An 18,965-nucleotide genomic window follows, 5' to 3' on the forward strand; every position below is an offset into this window, starting at 1 on the left:
ATAAAAAGAAGGCTTGAGCCGGATGTTTGGAAACGGACAAGTCCGGTTCTGAGGGGAGAAAGAGTCCGCGAGGACTCCGACTTACCCGACCTCAATAATAATCACGATATGGTTAAACGCAGTTTATATTATTGGGGAAGACTATACACATCTCAACTACAAAAAGGGATGCCCTACAGTGCACTTCACAAAACCATCACCATAAACTTACTAAACTTCGTAATGTTTTCGGAACACCCAGCCTTCCAAACAACAAGCATATTATGGAATACACAACAACAAAAACTCCTGAGTGACGACATTGAAATCCACATTATAGAAATTCCAAAGTTAACTGAACAATGGCATGAAGAAAAAGTAAATCCGTGGAAAGATCCATTTGTTCGTTGGCTTTTATTGCTTTCAGCAAATGAGGATGAGCACTTAACTAAACTATTGGAGGATATTGCTATGAACCAAGACCCTATTTTACAAAAAGCGATAAATAAATGGGAACGTATGAGTCAAGATTCATCTTTCCGACAAGCCTATGACGCAAGGGAGAAAGTTTTAATGGATGAAGCAGCAAAATTCGCCCATGCAGAGACAGAAGGAATAAAAAGAGGAATGGAACAAGGGATGAAACAAGGAATTAAAAAAGGCATTGAAAAAGGCATTGAAAAAGGCATTGAACAGGGCATTGAACAAGGTCGAAAAGAAGGAGTTCAGCAGGGAAAAATTCAAATGATTAAAAATATGTATGATCTTGGTATACCACTTGAAACGATTGCTAAGGCAAGTAAATTAAGTTTGCATGAGATTGAGCATATTTTAGGACATAAATAGTGATAAAAAAAGAGCTTGAATAGTTTCAAGCTCTTTTTTTATCAACTCTCCTCAATATCATCCAATTGAGTCTTATAACATTCATCACACTCTGGCCTAGTAGGAAGAATCCCTCTGTCATCAGGTAATAAAACCCTGAAAACTTCTCGATCCATCTCTACGAAAGACTTCATAATAATGGGATATCCTTCAATAATATTCGTATACTCAATCCCTTGTTCAAACTTTTTTCCGCTCTTTATTTCTTCTATTATGGTACAAAAAACACTATGCGCGAATTCAGGATCCATATTTAATGCTATTTGTAAATCTTGATGATTAAAGTTATCTCTTAGACCATGCGTATGATAATTAGCATGGATGCCATCAATATCTTCTGCTAATATGCTATGCATGTACCATCCATACTCTTGTAGCATATTTTCTTCCCATTCATCTGCATCCTCTTCTAAATCTTCATCAAACAAATTCGGATCATACCACACGTCCTCGTAATCTCCAGCAATTAAAAATCTCCAACCAGGTGGTAACCCTAAATACTTCTTTATTTCAGGTGCCCATTCATCAATATGTTGAACGTGTAACAGAAGAAAGAAATCTTCTTCTGTCCCCATTTCTTCACCAGCCCAAATGTACCAACCTGTCGTTCCATTTTCTACAGACATTCGTAACCCATTAATCGGTGCGATACCATCTTTCACATTTTGCGCTATTCCTAATTTCAATTCATTCGTAGATTCTACATACTCCGCTTTATATTTATCACATATACTCCTCTGTTCTTTTATGTATTTTTCCATCCTTTTAGCACACTCCCCAATTTTTGAAAGATAGATTTCTTTGCCGAAGCACTCTCTAACTTCCATACCCCACACGGATTATAAAATGGATCCTCTTGTTCATAACGATTATCTATATAATGAGATAAAAGATACACTGGAGCATCTTCTGTGAAACTAATTGTATCCCCATCTTTCAAATTAGGTTTTTCCAATATATTATGTAGGTTAAAATCATTTAATAAATTTACAGCTACTTCCGGATCTATTCCTCCGTCTAAAACAACGTCTGGTAGATTAAATGCTTGCATTCCACATGAATAGTAGCCGTCCTCTTCATCTCCAACTAAAGTTACAAGGTGCGAATACATCGGGAATATTTCCTTATTCTCTGTAAGCTCTTGCCATTCTTCTTTCGAATAAGCCACACCTGCTGTTTCAACTTTTAAAGCAAGTCCACCTGCATTTAAAATTTCCATTCCTACATCAATTACTTCTTGTACTCTCTCTGTATCGTCAACTTTTGCAATAACATACACTGTATAAGTATGCTTCTCCAACTCCTGAAGCAATTCTTCATCAAAACGCTCACCACTTGCATAGAAGAAAGCCTCTCTCAAAGAAGGGTCTTGTTCATATATATCAAATTCAAAGCCAATCCCTTTCTCCTTATGGTGCATAACATTTCCTGCTAACATATAGTTACTTTTACTCACAACTTCTTGTATTAATTCTGTTCTATCTTTCCATAAACCAGGTACTCCAATAACGATTTGTGTCTCCATCATATGCACTCCACTTCTCATCTATTTTCAATCTATTCTTTCAATCTTCCAAACTAAATTAGCTGGGATATCTTTCTCTAAGAAGGTTAACATCCGTACAGTTTAGGCATCCTACTATGATTAAAATCTCCAAATATAACACTCCATGTGTACATTTATATTTATTTTCGTTTACATACTATTGTTATTCATAATCCATTTTAGCTAATAAACAAACGAAAGAGAACTAGGTGGATTAATGTTTACTTAAAAATAAAAAGTCCGAAACTATATAAAGTGATTTCGGACTTTTTATTTTTAAAATATTAAATTACATTTCGAACAAAAAGGAGCTGAATTTCCTCTTCTAATTTTCGTATCACATTGTGGACAATATACATATCGTTCCTCTACCTTTTGTCGTTCTATCATGTGTAAGGATACTATTTTCATACTGCACATAATTCCAATTAAGATAAGGCTAAAAATGAGTAGCACAACGCTCTTCCTTCCTTAACTACTTACCTATATTTTACCATTAAATAAAGATAATTTTATACTTATAATCCTATCTTGTCCTTCATACTGGAAGAAACTTTCTTTACTTCTATTTACTCATCAGCGTGATTCTTTTTTGTCTATATAAATAAAGAATACCTGTAACTATAAAAACAATCACGCCAAAATACACGCCATATTCTATCGCGATCGCTACAATACTTTCAATATGTTTTCCAAATAAAGCACCGAGCACAAAGTAAACGAGTGTCCAAACAAATCCTGTCGTATAAGAATACAAAGCATACGTCTTAAATGACATGTTATTCATTCCAACTAAATACGGTACGATATGTCTTACAACTGGTATGAAGTAACTTGTGACTAACGCATAATGACCATACTTCTCTACCATTTGTTGAGATTTCAAAAGATATTTCGCCTTTTTCTTTTTCATTAGCTTATCAAGTACTTTCGTACCAAATATTTTCCCTAATATATAACCTAAAGAAAGCCCAGATACAACACCTAAATATGTTAATAAAAATGCAGGAATGACACTTAATATCCCTAGTGAAGATACAAAGCCACCACTCATTACGATCATTTCGTCTGGAATTGGCATACCGATAATACCTAACCATAAACAGAAAAATAATGCCCAATAACCGTATTGTTCAATATAAGATAATAATTCATGTAATTCCATTATGCATATGCTCTCCTTAGCTCTTTTTTACAGCTAAAGATGTACGCTGGTGGGAAATTGAGCCACACTTTCTCTAGCGTAATTTCTGGAAAGAAGTGCTGTATAAATCCTTTTTTCACAAGTGAATATTGAAATGTAATAAATTCACCATTCTCATGTATCCCTTCCATTACATTGTTTAAAATACGCTTTGAAACTTCTTCTGGTAAAGAGGTAAAAGGTAATCCCGATAAAACGTAATCCACGCATTCTATATTGAGATCTTCTATATACTTTTTTATATTTTCGGCTGAACCGTGTACAACAATGACGTTCTGCTCATCTTTAAATTTTCTCTTTAGCTCCTTGCAAAACACTTCATTAATTTCAATAAGAAGAAATATTGTTTCCTTCTTCTTTCTCTTCATAATTTCTTTCGTAAAGACTCCTGTACCAGGACCTAACTCTACAATGCATTTCGCTTTATTAAAATCAATTACATCTACCATTTTCTTTGCTAATATTTTTGAACTTGGCGCAATTGCACCAGTATGTTTCGGATGTTTAATAAATTCATGTAAGAATGTTATGAGTTGCATATAAACCTCTCCTCATTCGTTCAATAGTTTTTAACTTGTTTCTAAGTATAACTATTATTTCTTAACAAAAATTGAGGAGATTTCTTAAGATTTTATGAAGAATGAAAAAACAGCTACCGCTTATAGCGATAGCTGTTCCCTTATTATTTCGCACTCACAATTTTATAATAAGAACGAACTGTTATGAAGTAATATCCGATATAAATGACGCCATATACTCCGATACTAATTAGGAGCGGAATCATGATTTCGAATGGTAGTAAGTTCGCTAAACCTTTTAGTGCGAATAAGCTGTGCAAGATTCCGATGACTAACGGAATCGCAAAGATAAAGCTTACTTGTTTTGCGATAGCTTTTTTCATTTCTTGTTTCGTTACACCGACTTTACGAAGTACAACGTAACGCTCACGGTCAGCATTTGCTTCCGTTAATTGCTTAAAGTAAATGATAGAACCTGTTGCTAGCAAGAACACAAGACCTAAGAACATTCCAATAAACATCATTAATCCTGTTCCTTCAAGCCCCATATGGAAACCAGTATAGAAATCTCTAAACGGTGGGACCATTTCTGATTCACCAGCTGGCATCACTTTTGTTAATTTTTCTGTTAACACTTTACTATCTTTTTCATCTTTTACATCAATATTTTTTACAACGCGTGTTCCAAATGCTTGCTTCGCTTGCTCATACATTTCATCTGAAACGACAACAACTAATTCCCCTAAATTTGTAATCGCAACGTCATTCGCATCTTGGATTTTTAATTGCTTCGTTTCGTTTCCGATTTGGAATACTGCTTTGTTTCCTTTATATTGCGGGCTAAACTCATGCCCTTCAATGTACGAACTATCATATATAAATGCTTCACCAGCAGCTACACTCACTGTTTCCGCATCAATTTTTTTAGCAAGTTTATTAAATTCTGACTGAGACATAAACTGATACTTCTCTGAAATCGTATAGTTCATATTCAGAATGAAATCAACTTTCTCTCCTTCAAACTTCCCTTTTACAGGAACTGTCTCAATTTCAAATTGATCTTTGATTGGGTGATCTTGCTTCTCTTCTGCAAAAATCGCATTTACTTTCTTATCAAGCTCTGCATCTTTTTTCTCATAAGAATAGCTGTATGGTGCGGCTGCTTTTGATTGCGTAAATGTGTTGTAATACATCGTAACTGACGTACCAACCGCTGTTAATGTTACCGCACTTAAAATAGAAATTGTCGCAAGTGACTTTGCATTTCCTTTAATACGGTATAGTAACTGTGATGTTGTTACCATATTCATGCCGTTATAAAACGATGATTTATTATTTCTTGCACGTTTTAATACGAATACTGTAAAGAACATAAATAGTAAGTACGTACCTAATACTGTCGCCAGTAAAATGTAAAGTGCGACTGTCATAAAGTCTGCATACTTAAGTGCCTTCACGTACATTAACGCTAAGAAATAACCTGAACCGATTAAGAAAACGGAAATGAATGCCATCACTACTGATCCTTTTGGCATTGCTTCTCCTTCACGTTCCGCTCGGAAAAGTTCAATAAGCTTAAATCGGTAAATTAAGCGATATCCTTGAAGTGATGTATACAAAATAATCACAAAGAAAATAAGTGCTGTATCAACAATTGCTGCCATCGGTACTTCAAAATGAACATTTAAATTTAATCCCATCATGCTTACTAGCAGTTCAAGGAATAATTTTGAAAGGACACTACCGATCGCAATCCCAATTACTAATGACATTAATCCCATTAACATATTTTCATAAAAGAGCATTTTACCAATTTGTCTTTTCCGAATACCTAGTAAAGAATATAATCCAACTTCTTTTTTACGCTTCCTTGTAAAGAACCCGTTCGAATATATAATAAACACTGCTACGAAAATGATAAGCATCACACTGGAAACTTGAAACGCACCGCTAATCTTTTTAGAAGCTTCTGCTGCTTTTTCCATTTGTGAATTATATTGCAGTGCTTTAAATGTGAAATAAATAACGATACTAAAAATCATAGATGCAAAATATACAAAGTAGTCTTTAAAGTTCCGCTGTATGTTGCGGAGGGCAATGCTAGATAAGGTCATCAGCCATACCTCCAGAAATAGAAGACATTACGTCAACAATTTTTTGGAAGAACTGTTTACGCGTCGATTCACCGCGGTGTAATTCTTTATAGAGTTCACCATCTTTAATGAAAATAACTCGTTTACAATAACTTGCTGCAAATGCATCGTGCGTTACCATTAAAATTGTTGAGTTATCATATTCATTTAACGACTTCATACTTTCAAGTAAATCTGTTGCAGATTTAGAATCAAGTGCTCCAGTTGGCTCGTCTCCGAAAATCATACTTGGATTCGTAACAATTGCACGCGATGCTGCACAGCGCTGCTTCTGCCCACCAGATACTTGATATGGGAACTGACTTAAAATATGATCAATACCGAATTTCTTTGAGATTTCAAGAACGCGGCGATCAATCTCACTCGCTTTCACCTTTGATAACGCAAGTGGTAAAGCGATATTCTCTTTCACCGTTAACGTATCTAATAAGTTATAATCTTGGAAAATGAAACCTAAATGATCACGGCGGAATAACGCTAACTTATCATCATTCATCTTTACAATATCTTTTCCATCAATTAAAATTTCACCGTTCGTCGCATTATCAATTGTAGAAAGAACATTTAGTAAAGTCGTCTTACCAGAACCAGAAGGTCCCATAATTCCAACGAACTCACCTTCTTTTACTTGTAAGTTAATACCTTTTAACGCTGCAAATTTATTCCCACCCGTGTCGTACACTTTTTCAATATTTTTTGCTTCTAACACTGTTTTCATCTCGACATCCCTCATTTCTTCTATTCTCTATTTTCAACTATATACACTCTCTACTCTTGCCACTATCGATGTTTCTTACACAAACATGACAGTTATGTAAGACGCATAAGTAAAGATATAAAAATTTAACCTACTGAACAAAAGTACTTTGTTACTATAACATTGGGATATCATACCATCCATTCATTCTCCTTACAGGAACATTACAATTTTGTAAGGTTAAAAATGTCCCCTACAAAGTTGTGCACGAAATGTCGGATGGAGCTATTTCGTTCCTGCTATTCTATGTACAGAGGAGGTCATAATATGGATTCACTTAAAAATATGAATACTGCAATGCGCTATATTGAAGATAACCTTACGAATGAAATTGATTTTAAAGAAGTTGCGAGGCTAGCTCTCTGTTCTGAGTATCACTTTAAAAGAATGTTTTCGTTTTTAGCAGGTATATCACTATCTGATTATATTCGCTGTAGACGTCTTACTCTTGCTGCCTTTGAACTAAAAGATAGCAATGCAAAAGTCATTGATGTCGCTATAAAATATGGCTACAACTCACCAGATTCATTCGCTCGTGCATTTCAAAACTTGCACGGTATAACACCTTCTGAAGCCCGAAATAGTAGCCGTTCTTTGAAAGCTTATTCACCAATGACCTTCCAGTTATCCATTCAAGGAGGAAATGAAATGAACTATCGAATTGAAGAAAAAGAGCCATTTCGAATTATAGGTATTACAAAACGAGTACCAATTGTTTTTAACGGTGTAAATGAAGAAATTGCTTCTATGTGGAAAAGTTTAAACCCAGAGTCTATTCAAACATTAAAGTCCCTTTCAAACATTGAACCTACTGGAATTATTAGTGCTTCTACTAATTTTTCTGAAGGAAGAATGGAGGAAAAAGGCGAACTCGATCACTATATTGGAGTAGCCACAACAAAGGATTGTCCAGAGGAGTTTAAACAACTTGAAGTTGCTGCTTCAACATGGGCTATATTCGAAGCTGTCGGTCCATTTCCTGATGCACTACAAAATGTATGGGGACGTATTTATTCTGAATGGTTCCCTTCTTCGAACTATGAACTAGCGGAAGGACCGGAGATATTGTGGAATGAAAGCAAAGACGTATCCTCTCCGAATTTCAGAAGCGAAATATGGGTACCTGTTTTAAAAAAGTAATATAAGAGTCTAACCTTTTCAAAATAAAGAAGCTGCTTTTCCTTTTTAAAGGAAAAGCAGCTCCTTTATTTTATACTTCTTCTCGACTCGTTCTTATACAAGAAAATAGTAATAATCGTAAGCACTATAATAACTGCAAAAGTAAATACTCTGTAGTTCGAGATAGTAGCAGTACCAATTAACAAGGCAGGTATAACCGCCACAATTAAGCCACCAAACATACCAACAAACGATCCTATACTTTGTTTTACTACTTGAGTTTCTGATACCCAATCATAATAACCAAATCGATTATTAATGAAAATCCCCCATACTGCTGAAAATAATGAATATGTTATCGGTGTTATCACGATGAAAAGAGAGCTCCAAACATCTAGCTTTAACCCGATTATCAGTAATACAGCACTAATAAGTGATGCAGGTATACTCAATGAAAGATTCATAAGAATTTTACTATCATAAATCATCTTTGGCGCTATAGGCAATGATTTAATAATCCATACATTTTTTCCTTCTAAAGACAATGACACACATGTTGTACATGTCATCGAAATCGCTGCTGCAATAGCAAATGGAGCAATCTTTTGCAACAGGGGCTCAATTCCAGGATACGCTATTAATTGGCTTGGTCCTACTACAACTATAGCTAGCGAGAAAGCTAGCGCCATCACGACTCCCATTCCACTATTTATGACATACACTGTAGAAGAGAAGAAACGTTTCAGCTCTTTTTTATACAATGCGACCAATACACTCTCTTTTTTCATGCTATTAATCTCATAATTTGAAAGCATATGATAAGTGGTGATCCCTGTGTTTATTTGCTTATATTTTAACGAAAGTATTTTTACAAAAAGATAATACCAAATCACTGATATCCCCACGAATAAGATGAAAGCTACCATATCAGCATTAACAATTGCACCAATTCCGTTCATATCATTAAGGCTATATTGAGCATTTCCGTTTTTTAGCATAAAGGAACCGAATGTAATAATTACTATAAAACTTAAAATCGTAGTTATTTTATTCGTATTTTTAAATTTAGAAGCGATTGCCGTAATCGAAGCTCCAAAGATTGCTGCGATTGTTGTTGGGATTAAAGATGCTATAAACATACTGATGAACCACATAAAGTAAAAAGAAACTGATGGATTTTCATGTATGCAATACACAACTCCCATTGGTAGCATGATTATGATTGAAAACATTGTATTCAGCAAGTATAAATACAAAAACCTACTTGCAATAACAGTACTTACGCGAATCGGCAATGACATTAAAAAGTCGTAATCCTTAAAAGCAAAAATTTCTCCATTTGCCTTAAATATAGTGAAAAACAACGTTAATACACTGCTAATAACTAGTGCATAGACGGGAATAATTTCACTAATTCCTATTTTTATCAATCCATATGCCGAAGCTCCGCAATATAACATTAACATGACACCAACTAGAGCAATAGATACTGTCAGCAAAATCTTATTCTGCTTCTTTCTCTTATCTTTTTCGTATTTAAAGGTGTTTAAACCGAGCTGCGTTATCAACCGAATTTTCAAAAGACCTAAACTATTAGTATTCATTAGCAAGCTCCTTCATAAAGAGCTCTTCCAATGAGCCTTCCTTTATTAAAGAATTTACTTCTCCTGAAAGTGCTAATTTCCCTCTATTAATCATTGCTACTTTATTACATAACTTCTCAGCTACATCTAAAACGTGCGTAGAAAAGAAAATCGCACTTCCTTTTTCACAAAGCTCTTTCATAATACCTTTCAATACTACGGCTGCCTTTGGATCAAGACCAACGAAAGGTTCATCTAAAACTAATAATTTCGGTTTATGTAAAACCGCCGATATAATCGCTACTTTTTGTTTCATACCGTGTGAATAAGAAGATATTAAGTCCCCTAAGTACGGTGTAATCTCAAAAACATCCCCATACTTCTGTATCTGTTCTTCCCGATCCCTCGCAGGCACTTTAAACACATCCGCAACAAAGTTCAAATATTGAATTCCTGTTAATTGCTCATATAAATCTGGATTATCAGGAATATACGCCATTACTCTCTTACATGCAATCGGATCCTTTTTTACTGAATGTCCATCAACAAAAATTTCACCCTCTTCAAAATCTATAACTCCTACTAACGACTTAATTGTTGTACTTTTCCCCGCACCGTTATGTCCAATAAATCCAAAGATATCCCCTGCTTTAACAGTAATATTCAAATGATCAACTGCTTTCTTACCGTCTTTATATGTCTTGCTAAAATTTATAATTTCTAACATGTAAATCCCCCCAAATCACCTTTTCGATTGAATTTTCAGACCTTAAAACGAAAAATTTACTCAGTGAGCTTTTCATTATTCCCACTGAGTATTAAAATCTCTTAACACATAGAAACTATAAATATAAAATTTGACTAATATAGCTCACATTTGTATTTCTTTTTTATACAAAACGTAAGAATATAAATTCGTTATAATGACAGCAACTACTATAATCCCAAGCATCATATAAGTTCTCCAATCAGCCGGAGCGAAAACACTTATAATCATAATAATTCCTAACGCCACAAATACTTTTCCGCTAAACCGATGTGTTTTCCGCCATACTTCTTCATTACTTAACGTCCATGGATTACGCATCCCAACAAAAAAGTTTGGCTTACACTGTGGTAAATAATTACCCATTACTAAAAATAAAACACCAACTAATAATTCAGGCACCCGATTAATGAATAAGTTATATCCTAATCCACTTGTAATAATATCTATATTTCCTACAAATAGTAGCAATAGTACACCATTATTCATCATCATAAAGGCTTTAGAAAATTTCTCGTAATTTGCTTTTCTTGGATCAATCTTTGGTATCACATTTAGAAATATATATAATGCAATCATAATTCCGACCATAGAAATCATTCCGTAAAATTTAGAAGAATATCCATCTACCTTACCGCCGCTCCAATGCGTTGCAATTGTATCCGGCAAATGTGGCCAAGCAAACGCCCAAGCTAAACAAGTTATAACAATTAATAAGATTGCAAAAAGATGTTTTTTCATTTCCCCTCTTCCCCCTTATTCGTAAATGTAAACACCCAAGTTAATAAATCTTGAAAGACAGTTGTGTTTAAAGAGTACACAACAAATTGCCCTTTCTTTTCATCTTGAATAAGTTCAGCATTTTTAAGTGCGCTTAAGTGGTGTGAAATACTTGGTTTTGTCATATTGAAATGTTCAGCGATTTCACCAGCGGTTAAATCACCTTCTTTTAATAAGTCTAAAATTTTTCGCCTTGTTGGATCTGCTAATGCTTTGAATGCTTGATTCAATGTCTTTCTTCCTTTCGATAATTAGACATTTAGATATTTATCTAAATATTAAACCGATTACTGTTATTTGTCAATTGTATCCAGTGCCCTTTTTACTTTTCTCACTTTTAACCTATACTGTTTACTAGCTTATCTTTCAACATAATGAAAAGACTTGAAACACATGATACACTATAGCTACAATTGTTTTTCTGAGGAGGAATATACATATGTATAAAATTTTAATCGTTGAAGACGATCCAAATATTTCATCATTACTGCAATCTCACATTCAGAAGTACGGTTATGAAGCTGTTGTTGCAGAGAATTTCGATGATATTATGGAATCGTTTAACGCTGTGAAACCACATCTTGTTTTACTTGATGTAAACTTACCGAAATTCGATGGTTTCTATTGGTGCCGTCAAATTCGTCATGAATCTACTTGTCCAATTATTTTCATTTCAGCGCGTGCTGGTGAGATGGAACAAATTATGGCAATTGAAAGCGGTGCGGATGATTACATTACAAAACCATTCCACTACGACGTTGTAATGGCAAAAATTAAAGGACAATTACGCCGTATTTACGGTGATTATGCACCAAATATTTCTGAACGTATCGTTGAAGTAGAAGGTTTAAAACTATTCCCAGAACGTCCTGAAATTCACTTCGGATCTGAACAAGTTCTTTTAACGAAAAAAGAAGCTATTTTAGCTGAAATGTTATTATCTAAATTCCCTCGTACAGCAAGCCGTGAAGATTTATTAGCTGCGCTTTGGGATGACGAAAGCTTCGTTGAAGAAAATACATTAAACGTAAACATTACGCGTCTTCGTAAAAAGTTTAATGAGCTTGGTATTGAGAACTCTATTGAAACAGTACGTGGACTTGGATATCGCTTTAACGCAACTTGGAGTGAATAAGCATGAAGCTATTTTTACGTGATCATTTTGCATTTTTCCTACTGTACGTTTTAAACTTCGGTATCATTTTCGTTCTTTATGATGCAGTAGATGGATTTCAAAACAATAAATTTTATTTCGTCGTTTTAAGTTTATATTTATTTATTTGTTTCCTCGCTTACCGTTACGTTCGCAATCGTAGAATGTACCATAGATTAAGCGAGCAACCAGAGAAAATGGAAGATGCGTTTATTGAAAGAGCAACTGCTCCGATGCCTCACAGTGTAAATGAACTCGTGCGCACGCAATACCGTCTCTTCCAAAAAGAACTACAATCGTATGAAGTAAAACAACAAGAACATCAATTATTCATTAACCACTGGGTACATCAAATGAAGACACCTGTTTCTGTTATGCAGCTTATGGTGCTAGAAATGGAAGACGAGCATTTAATTCCAAAGTTTAAAAAAGAATTAGAGCGTCTAAACCAAGGGCTTGATATGGCTTTATACATGGCTAGGTTAAATAACTTCCATGAAGATTTCCATGTTGAGACGATTTCATTAAAAGATACGGTAACAAAAAATATTAACGGATTAAAAGAACTATTCATTCGTAATGGTGTCTTCCCTGTTTTAGAAGTCCATTCTGATTTAAAAGTTGCTTCTGATGCGAAATGGCTAAAATTTATCATCTATCAGTTAATGACAAATGCTGTTCGTTACTCTGGTGAGCGCGGAAAGAAAGTTTTCTTATCTGCTTACCGAAACGGAAAAGATATTATTTTAGAAGTTCGTGATGAAGGTGTTGGTATTCCACAAGAAGATATTCGAAGAGTATTTGAACCATTTTACACTGGGAAAAACGGTCGCGCATTCGGAGAATCTACTGGTATGGGACTTTATATTGTAAGTAAAATTTGTGATTATTTAGGTCACTCTGTCAAACTAGATTCTGAAGTTGGTAAAGGAACGACGATTAAAATCATCTTCCACAACGCTGCAAATAATCAAGCAGAACATACGGAGAAGGTGACCGAAGCATGATCGTAACATATGCAAGCAAAATGTATGAGAACTCACTCTCATACATTTTTTGCAATACAACTACTTCTATATCTTATAGCCGGAGGTATAATCTATGACATTTTGGCAATTTGCATTTAAAAACGTCACGCGCAACTCGAGAGCTTATTTTGCTTACTTTGTAAGTAGTTCCTTTTCCATTGCTGTGTTCTTTTCGTTTGCTGTTTACCTATTCCATCCGAAATTACAAAACTTTGACATGACCTCTGAAATTTCAGGGTTAATGATATTTTCAGAAGTAGTAATTGTATTTTTCTCTTTCTTCTTTTTACTATATTCCATTGGTACTTTTTTAAAAGTTAGAAAAAAACAATTTGGTGTTTTGACCATTTTAGGAATATCGAGAAAACAATTACATCGTCTTGTTTTTATGGAGAATATGTTAATCGGGATTTTATCTATCTTTTTCGGCATGCAGTTTGGAGTTGTTTTTTCTCAATTTTTCTTATTAGTAACAGCCAAACTTACGCATGTTCCAGGAATATATTTATACGGTCCTACTAACGCGTTTATTTTAACAACCATTGTTTTCCTTAGTCTTTTTATCATTGTATCTGCATTCACACCAATGCTTATTCGTACAAAAAAAGCGGTACACCTTTTAAAAACAAATGGTGGAAAACAAAAAGAAAGAAAACCATCCATACTTGTTTCATTATTTGGTGCGATTTGTTTATTTGGTGGTTATGCGTTAGCTGGAAATCCTAAATATTTCGTATCAGTAAGCCCGCAAATCGGTGTTATATATATGGTTTCGAGTATTTTCGTTATCCCAATGCTAGTTACAATAGGAACATATTTTTTCTTTTCTCAAATTAGTTTCTTACTTATTTATATTTTAAAGAAAAGAAGAAGATTTTATATGAAACGGATTAATATGCTTTGGATTTCAGATTTAGCAAACCGTATTCGAACGAATATTAATATGCTTTTTATTGTAGCGATGCTATCTACAATTGCTTTCACAATGATCACGTTCCTATATGGATTCGGGAAATTTATTAAGCTAGAGGTGAATAGAACTTCTCCTTTCCCAATTTCTTATTTCTCTTATGATGCGAACCCTTTTGTTACAGAGCATTTAAATTGGCTTGAGCAACAATTACAAAAAGAGCATTTCCCTTATCAAAAAATAAAAGCTGATATATATGAAACACCACTAAAAGAAGATAAAGATATAGCTATTTATAATGACGTATACGCAATTAAGCAAAGTGACTATAACAAACTTGCGAATTCTTTACGAATGAAACAACTATTTATGGATGATAACGAAGCATATGTGTTAACAGGGACATCTTATATCACCATATTCAACGAATTTGAGCAAAGCTACAATAGAGATTACATTACACTCTCTAGTACAAATACGAAATTAAGAGTTAAAGGCTATGAGCATGTAAATGCAATTCCATCTGGCTTTTCATATCAAACGATAGTTTTGCCTGATGTTATCGTAAATAACTTACCTAGCACCGTAAAGCATATATCAGCATACAATTACAAAATTCAAAACTGGGAACAGACATATGAAATTGCTGATAATTTTATAGAAAAGGTACAAAAAGATCGAAATAAATACCAGTATGAAGGGCCTCTTATTCGCTCCTTTGAATCAGCAGGATCGTTATACAAAATAACATCAGGTAGTGCCGCGTACTTCCTAATCGGGACATTTTTAGGAGTTATTTTCTTCATTGGAGCTGGTAGCGTTCTTTACTTTAGAATGTATACGGATTTGACGAACGAACAAGAGAAATATATAACGCTTTCTAAAATCGGTGTAACAGATACAGAGATGAAACGATCTGCAACCATTCAACTTAGTATTTTATTTTTCATTCCGTACATTATGGCATCCATTCATACAATGTTCGCAACAAAAATGCTACAAGATGTAATTGGTTTATCTCTGTTCAAAGAAGTTTCAGCCGTTCTTATTATTTTTGGATTCGTTGAAATCGTATTTTTCTTATTCATTCGTTCACTTTATATGCAAAAATTATCACATTACACGAGTGGACAAAATATTTAAAACAAACTTGATGAAAAGAGTATCTCTCATACGCTTTTCATCTTCACCCTATTAGGAGGTTTAGGTGAATGACATTTTGGCAGTTTGCATTTAAAAACGTCACAAGAAACGCCAGAGCTTATTTCGCCTATTTTGTAAGCAGTGCGTTCTCCATCGCAATCTTTTTCTCATTTGCAGTTTATTTATTTCACCCTAAATTGCATATGACAGACGTGAATTTTTCTCTGAACATATTAATGACAATTTCAGAAGTTGTCATTGTGTTCTTTTCATTTTTCTTTTTACTGTATTCAATCGGGACGTTTTTAAAAGTACGAAAAAAACAGTTCGGGATTTTAACAGTACTTGGCATATCTCAAAAACAATTAAAGCGACTCATATTTATAGAAAATATGTTAATTGGTGCTCTTTCTATATTTTTTGGCATTCAACTTGGACTTGTCTTTTCACAGTTCTTTTTGTTAGTTACCGCTAAAATTACACACGTACCTGGTTTATATTTATATCCGCCTACAAGTGCTATCGTTTTAACTATCATCATCTTTCTCGGGCTCTTCATTCTCGTATCATCTTTTACACCGATGCTCATTCGCACGAGAAAAGCCGTACGTCTTTTAAAAGAAGGAAAACAACAAAAAGAAAGAAAAGCATCCGTGCTCATCTCTCTATTTGGTGCGATCTGTTTAATATGTGGATATGCGTTAGCCGCAAATCCGCTGTATTTTATGTCGCTAGGTGACATAATTGGACTTTTATATGCCGTCTCTAGTATATTTGTCATCCCATCGCTTATTGCAGCTGGAACATACTTTTTCTTTTCACAAATTAGTTTTTTACTTATTCGTATTTTAAAAACACGAAGAACGTTTTATATGAAACGAATTAATATGCTTTGGATTTCTGATCTAGCATCACGTATTCGGACGAATATTAATATGCTCTTTATTGTGGCGATGCTATCGACGCTCGCTTTTACAATGATTACATTCTTATATGGATTCGGGAAATTTACAAAGTTTGATGCGATTAGACAAAATCCTTTCCCGTTTACTTATTTATCGCATACTAAAAATACGTTAGCTGATGAACATTTAAACTGGTTAGAGCAGAAATTTAATGAAGAGCACTTTACTTATACAAAATTTAAAACGGATATATATGAAGTATCTTCGGCTGAAGATAGCACGCAGCTCTATTATGCCATTAAACAAAGTGACTATAATGTACTTGCTAAGGCTTTAAATTGGGAAACGCTCACGGTCAATAAGAATGAATCTTATATTCTTATGAAAGACTTAGATGATCAAGTTATTGGAACGCTCCATAATAAAGAACAGAAAAATACTCTTACACTTACTCAAAACAATTTACAACTACAAGTGAAAGAATATAAAAGTTATAGCCCATTCCCAAACAGCTTAATATACCAATTACTCATACTATCTGATGAAAATGTAGAAGCCTTATCCACCGTTTCCAAACAAATGAGTGTATATAACTTCAAAGTTACAGATTGGGAAAAAGCACATAATATCGGTTCATCGTTTATAACAAAAATCCATAACGATAATGCAGCAATTCAAGCAGAGCATCCACCTTTCCATGCAAGTGAAGCGAGCGATTCTCTATATAAGACAAAACTAAATGTCGCTTCGTTCTTCTTAATTGGTACTTTCCTAGGAGTTATTTTCTTTATCGGTGCTGGCAGTGTTCTTTACTTCCGGATGTATACAGATTTAACAAATGAGCAAGAAAAATATATAACGATTACGAAAATCGGCTTAACTGAGACTGAAATGAAACGTTCAGCGACAATTCAGCTTGCGATTCTTTTCTTCGTACCTTACATTATGGCATCAATCCATACGATGTTTGCGACAAAGATGCTACAAGAAATATTACATCTCTCGTTCTTCGCTGAAATTACAGTCGTACTGTTGATTTTTGGAACAGTTGAAATTTTATTTTTCCTTTTAATTCGTTCCTTTTATATGCAAAAATTATCACAACACATTAAGTTTTAAAAAGTAGAAAGGTGATTACTATGGAAGAAGTATTACACATAAAAAACGTCTCAAAAGTATATGAGGGAAAAGTCCCTCATACTGCTTTAAAAAATATAAATTTACACGTGGATAAAGGGGAATTCGTTGCCATTATGGGACCATCTGGTAGCGGAAAATCTACATTTTTAAACGTTATCTCTACAATCGATTCTCCGACTTCTGGTGATGTCGTGATTAACGGAAAAAAACCGCACACATTTCGTAGAGAGAAGTTAGCTATTTTCCGAAGACAAGAGTTAGGATTTGTTTTCCAAAACTTTAACTTACTAGATACACTAACAATCGGTGAAAATATCGTACTACCTTTAACATTAGATAATGTTCCATTAAAAGAAATGGATGAAAAGCTTGATAACATTTCAAAAAAGCTTGGAATTGATCATATTTTGGACAAACGTATTTTTGAAGTTTCTGGAGGACAAGCACAGCGTACCGCAGTAGCACGTGCTGTTATTCATCATCCTTCACTTCTACTAGCCGACGAACCGACAGGAAACTTAGATTCAAAAGCGGCAATTGACGTAATGGAGTTATTTACGAAATTAAATAAAGAAGAAGATGCAACGATTTTAATGGTTACGCACGATCCGTTTGCAGCAAGTTATTGTAACCGTGTTATTTTTATTAAAGATGGCGAACTTTACAATGAACTGCACCGCGGATTATATCGCGAGAAATTTTATCAAGAAATATTAGATGTTTTAGCATTATTAGGAGGAAGACGTGGATGACATTTTGGCAATTCGCATTTAAAAATGTCTCACGTAATTCGAAAGCATATTTCGCCTACTTTGTAAGTAGTGCGTTTTCTATCATGGTTTTCTTTTCATTTACTGTATACGCGTATCACCCGCGGTTACAAAGTGTACAAAGTTTCCAAGAACGTGATCCTCTAATGAACTTAGCTAGTACAGCACAGCTTGTGATCGTTATGTTCTCGTTCTTCTTTCTCTTATATTCAATTGGAACATTTTTAAATGTACGGAAGCAGCAATTCGGGATACTCACCATTCTCGGTATCTCACAGAGACAATTAAAGAGACTGTTATTTACTGAAAATATGATAATCGGGATATTGTCTATCTTTATCGGCATTCAAGGTGGACTTGTATTTTCTAACTTTTTCTTATTAGTCACTTCGAAATTAACAAGTGCGAAAGGTCTCTATTTATATTGGCCAACAGAAGCGATTATCGTTACAACCGTAACGTTTATCATTTTATTTTTAATCGTTTCTACGTTTACACCAATGTTTATTCGTACTCGAAAAACAGCCCACCTCATTATGAAGTGCACCCCAATTGTTAGACACATAACTAACAATTGGAGGTGCATTTTTTATGGCTAAATTTTCTTCAAAAGATAAAATAAAAGC

18 protein-coding genes and 1 pseudogene are annotated in these 18,965 nt (G+C 34.2%); 8 read left to right on the plus strand and 11 right to left on the minus strand.

Translation table 11 applies throughout. The features are described 5' to 3' along the window. A partial coding sequence (locus tag MR169_RS26320) for an Rpn family recombination-promoting nuclease/putative transposase (RefSeq protein WP_481746828.1) occupies positions 1–825 on the plus strand: 825 nt, incomplete at its 5' end. Between the two features lie 41 nt (positions 826–866). On the opposite strand, the gene MR169_RS26325 is transcribed toward MR169_RS26320, so the two are convergent. From MR169_RS26325 to MR169_RS26355, 7 genes are all read right to left on the minus strand, one after another. After that, the gene (locus MR169_RS26325; RefSeq protein WP_242320298.1) at positions 867–1,625 is read right to left on the minus strand and encodes a DUF4262 domain-containing protein; all 759 of its coding nucleotides are present in this window, start codon (positions 1,623–1,625) and stop codon (positions 867–869) included. Continuing rightward, complete coding sequence (locus tag MR169_RS26330) at positions 1,610–2,389, minus strand: DUF4261 domain-containing protein (protein WP_242320299.1); 780 nt, start codon at positions 2,387–2,389, stop codon at positions 1,610–1,612. Before MR169_RS26330 ends, MR169_RS26325 begins: the two co-directional genes overlap by 16 nt. Positions 2,390–2,686: 297 nt before the next feature. Further along, on the minus strand, positions 2,687–2,866 hold the full coding sequence (locus tag MR169_RS28405) for a hypothetical protein (protein WP_242320300.1): 180 nt from the start codon (positions 2,864–2,866) through the stop codon (positions 2,687–2,689). A 109-nt stretch (positions 2,867–2,975) separates the two neighbouring features. Further along, positions 2,976–3,575, minus strand: a complete 600-nt coding sequence (locus MR169_RS26340) for a DedA family protein (protein WP_000418924.1) — start codon at positions 3,573–3,575, stop codon at positions 2,976–2,978. Next, positions 3,575–4,153 (minus strand): class I SAM-dependent methyltransferase, encoded by a 579-nt coding sequence (locus tag MR169_RS26345; RefSeq protein ID WP_001176052.1) that lies wholly within the window; start codon positions 4,151–4,153, stop codon positions 3,575–3,577. The genes MR169_RS26340 and MR169_RS26345 overlap by 1 nt, the downstream gene beginning before the upstream one ends. Before the next feature lie 143 nt (positions 4,154–4,296). Continuing rightward, a complete protein-coding gene (locus MR169_RS26350; protein ID WP_000176175.1) occupies positions 4,297–6,246 on the minus strand; it encodes an ABC transporter permease in 1,950 nt (649 codons plus the stop codon). Next, entirely contained in the window at positions 6,233–7,003 is a 771-nt protein-coding gene (locus MR169_RS26355; RefSeq protein WP_000859655.1) for an ABC transporter ATP-binding protein, read from the minus strand. Before MR169_RS26355 ends, MR169_RS26350 begins: the two co-directional genes overlap by 14 nt. Before the next feature lie 306 nt (positions 7,004–7,309). Between MR169_RS26355 and MR169_RS26360 the strand changes: the two genes are divergently transcribed. After that, positions 7,310–8,182: an AraC family transcriptional regulator gene (locus MR169_RS26360; protein ID WP_000377726.1), complete on the plus strand. Its 873-nt coding sequence runs from the start codon at positions 7,310–7,312 to the stop codon at positions 8,180–8,182. Between the two features lie 65 nt (positions 8,183–8,247). Here MR169_RS26360 and MR169_RS26365 read toward each other — a convergent pair whose 3' ends face one another. The 4 genes from MR169_RS26365 to MR169_RS26380 all read right to left on the minus strand — a co-directional run bounded on the left by MR169_RS26365 (position 8,248) and on the right by MR169_RS26380 (position 11,520). Continuing rightward, a complete protein-coding gene (locus tag MR169_RS26365; RefSeq protein WP_242320301.1) occupies positions 8,248–9,765 on the minus strand; it encodes a permease in 1,518 nt (505 codons plus the stop codon). Next, the gene (locus tag MR169_RS26370; protein ID WP_016118788.1) at positions 9,755–10,471 is read right to left on the minus strand and encodes an ABC transporter ATP-binding protein; all 717 of its coding nucleotides are present in this window, start codon (positions 10,469–10,471) and stop codon (positions 9,755–9,757) included. Before MR169_RS26370 ends, MR169_RS26365 begins: the two co-directional genes overlap by 11 nt. Positions 10,472–10,615: 144 nt before the next feature. After that, complete coding sequence (locus MR169_RS26375) at positions 10,616–11,251, minus strand: SdpI family protein (RefSeq protein WP_000716347.1); 636 nt, start codon at positions 11,249–11,251, stop codon at positions 10,616–10,618. Next, positions 11,248–11,520 carry an autorepressor SdpR family transcription factor gene (locus tag MR169_RS26380; protein ID WP_001070531.1) on the minus strand — a complete coding sequence of 91 codons (273 nt, stop codon included), beginning with the start codon at positions 11,518–11,520 and terminating at the stop codon, positions 11,248–11,250. Before MR169_RS26380 ends, MR169_RS26375 begins: the two co-directional genes overlap by 4 nt. A gap of 209 nt (positions 11,521–11,729) precedes the next feature. Here MR169_RS26380 and MR169_RS26385 point away from each other — a divergent pair, with 209 nt between their 5' ends. From MR169_RS26385 to MR169_RS26410, 6 genes and pseudogenes are all read left to right on the plus strand, one after another. After that, positions 11,730–12,425 carry a response regulator transcription factor gene (locus MR169_RS26385; RefSeq protein ID WP_000276738.1) on the plus strand — a complete coding sequence of 232 codons (696 nt, stop codon included), beginning with the start codon at positions 11,730–11,732 and terminating at the stop codon, positions 12,423–12,425. Positions 12,426–12,427: 2 nt separating this feature from the next. Beyond that, positions 12,428–13,450 (plus strand): sensor histidine kinase, encoded by a 1,023-nt coding sequence (locus tag MR169_RS26390; RefSeq protein ID WP_242320302.1) that lies wholly within the window; start codon positions 12,428–12,430, stop codon positions 13,448–13,450. Positions 13,451–13,544: 94 nt separating this feature from the next. Next, complete coding sequence (locus MR169_RS26395) at positions 13,545–15,524, plus strand: ABC transporter permease (RefSeq protein ID WP_000145056.1); 1,980 nt, start codon at positions 13,545–13,547, stop codon at positions 15,522–15,524. Positions 15,525–15,592: 68 nt separating this feature from the next. Beyond that, entirely contained in the window at positions 15,593–17,548 is a 1,956-nt protein-coding gene (locus tag MR169_RS26400; protein WP_242320303.1) for an FtsX-like permease family protein, read from the plus strand. A gap of 20 nt (positions 17,549–17,568) precedes the next feature. Beyond that, positions 17,569–18,321 (plus strand): ABC transporter ATP-binding protein, encoded by a 753-nt coding sequence (locus tag MR169_RS26405; RefSeq protein WP_000393250.1) that lies wholly within the window; start codon positions 17,569–17,571, stop codon positions 18,319–18,321. After that, a pseudogene (locus MR169_RS26410) lies at positions 18,318–18,875 on the plus strand (FtsX-like permease family protein); the annotation flags it as partial. The gene MR169_RS26405 and the pseudogene MR169_RS26410, both read left to right, overlap by 4 nt. Positions 18,876–18,965: the final 90 nt, after the last annotated feature.

Origin of the sequence: Bacillus cereus group sp. BfR-BA-01349, from assembly GCF_022663795.1 — a bacterium.
Taxonomy (GTDB): domain Bacteria; phylum Bacillota; class Bacilli; order Bacillales; family Bacillaceae_G; genus Bacillus_A; species Bacillus_A cereus.